Source organism: Haladaptatus sp., assembly GCF_049589095.1.
Lineage (GTDB): Archaea > Halobacteriota > Halobacteria > Halobacteriales > Haladaptataceae > Haladaptatus.
This window is the reverse complement of the sequence record NZ_JBAWAC010000583.1, coordinates 1-1,744: the sequence shown is the minus strand read 5'-3', so window position 1 is coordinate 1,744 and position 1,744 is coordinate 1. Positions and strand designations below refer to the sequence as shown.

The window sequence follows — 1,744 nt, the reverse complement described above, 5'->3', positions numbered from 1 at the left end:
GGGGTCGTGGGCGCAAATGGGACGGAATTCGAATCACAGTGGATACAACCCGACGATTCCATCGACGTGTTCGGACGTTCGGTGGAACGTCGAGACGGACGGTCCGTTGACGACGCCGACCATCGTCAACGACCGCGTCTATCTCGACGTTCCATCGAACGTCCGAACACGTCGATGGAATCGTCGGGTTGTATCCACTGTGATTTGAATTCCGTCCCATTTGCGCCCACGACCCCTCGGAAGCGGGCGTTCCGCGCATTTCAGTTTTCGTTTCGTCCGTTTCCGTCCGGTCCGTTTCCGTCCGGTCCGGTTTCGTTCCGGATCGTCTCGAACCGAGACAACCTCCGAGGAGGGCAGTACCGGTCACTGCGAGCACGCGGCGGCGCGGGAGGGACTTACGGGCCATGGTTTCGAGTCATACTATCGCGGTAAATTCTTTGCGATCGTGAAATATTTTCAGAAAATGCATTTAATCTCTAATATAACTTATGGATCGTGGAAAAATATCTGGACTTGGGACACATTCATCCCGTCAAAAGCCCCGCCACCCTTGCTAGGATTTAACCAAACTACACATGCTGATCTGATTTCCCACCGGATTTTTTCCGGCCCGTTCTCCGTCGTCTTACTCTCGATACGTGACCGTTTAGCCAGCAATACTAAGTGAAATCTCGTGATACTCGTATGCGGTGTGTTATTCAATGCGCGGTCGCACGATTCATCATAATAGACCCGAAAATGCGGGCAGTGAGGGGTGCGTATGAGTACCGATCCCATCTGGGAGAATTCGCGCGATACCGAGGGTCCCGATATTCCGCTGAACGATTACATCGAAACCGGAACGGCGAACGACCCCGACGTCGGCGGAGCCAACCGTGCCACCGTTACCGTGGACGGTGAGTCGATCACGGTCGAGGAAGGCGACACGCTGCTCGACGCGGTCGAGCAGATCGAAACCGATGGCTACGTTCCGGCACTCTGTTCGTACGACGAGGACGACCGGATCGGCCCGCGAAGCGAATGCCGAACCTGTATGGTCGAAACCGAGGAACACGGCATCGTCCCGTCGTGCAGTTTCCCGGCGGATGACGGCATGGTCGTCCGGACGGACGCCGAGGAAGCGGCGAACGCCCGCGACGTAAATCTGGACCTTCTGCTCTCGAATCACAACCTGCGGTGTACGACCTGCGGGAAAAACGGCCGCTGTGAACTCCAAGACGTCTCCATCGAGAACGACGTCGTGGAACCGCGCTACGGTGTTTTCGACGACCGTGACGAGTACGAACCGATAGACGAATCCTCGCCGTTCATCCAGATCGACCGCAACAAGTGTATCCTCTGTAATCGCTGTGTGGAAGCCTGTAACGACGTGCAGGTCGAGGGTGTCCTGCGAATGGAAGGCCACGGAGACGACACGCGGATCGGATTCCAGAACGGCGCGGAGACGATGATGGAATCGACGTGCGTTTCGTGTGGCCACTGTGCCACCGTCTGTCCGACTGGATCGCTGGTCGAACAGGACATGGCCGACATCGCCACGATTCCCGCACCCGGTTTCAATCAGCACAATAGCATCGGCAAAGCCATCGGCGAGGACTACGAGCATCAGCCTCGGCAGATGACGCCGATGAAAGAGGAGCGAAAGGGACGTAAGGGAGGTGCACAATCCGACGATGACTGACGACGATACCGAAAAGAAAGGCGTTGCAGGATTCATGGCCCGGGCGAAGGAACAGGCCCAAAC

1 protein-coding gene and 1 pseudogene are annotated in these 1,744 nt (G+C 56.8%); both read left to right on the top strand.

Translation table 11 applies throughout. From position 1 onward, the window contains the following. Positions 1-208, top strand: a pseudogene (locus WBV42_RS18105) (hypothetical protein); the annotation flags it as partial. Positions 209-760: 552 nt separating this feature from the next. Then, positions 761-1,681 (top strand): 2Fe-2S iron-sulfur cluster-binding protein, encoded by a 921-nt coding sequence (locus WBV42_RS18100; protein WP_423987262.1) that lies wholly within the window; start codon positions 761-763, stop codon positions 1,679-1,681. The last annotated feature ends 63 nt before the right edge of the window (positions 1,682-1,744 follow it).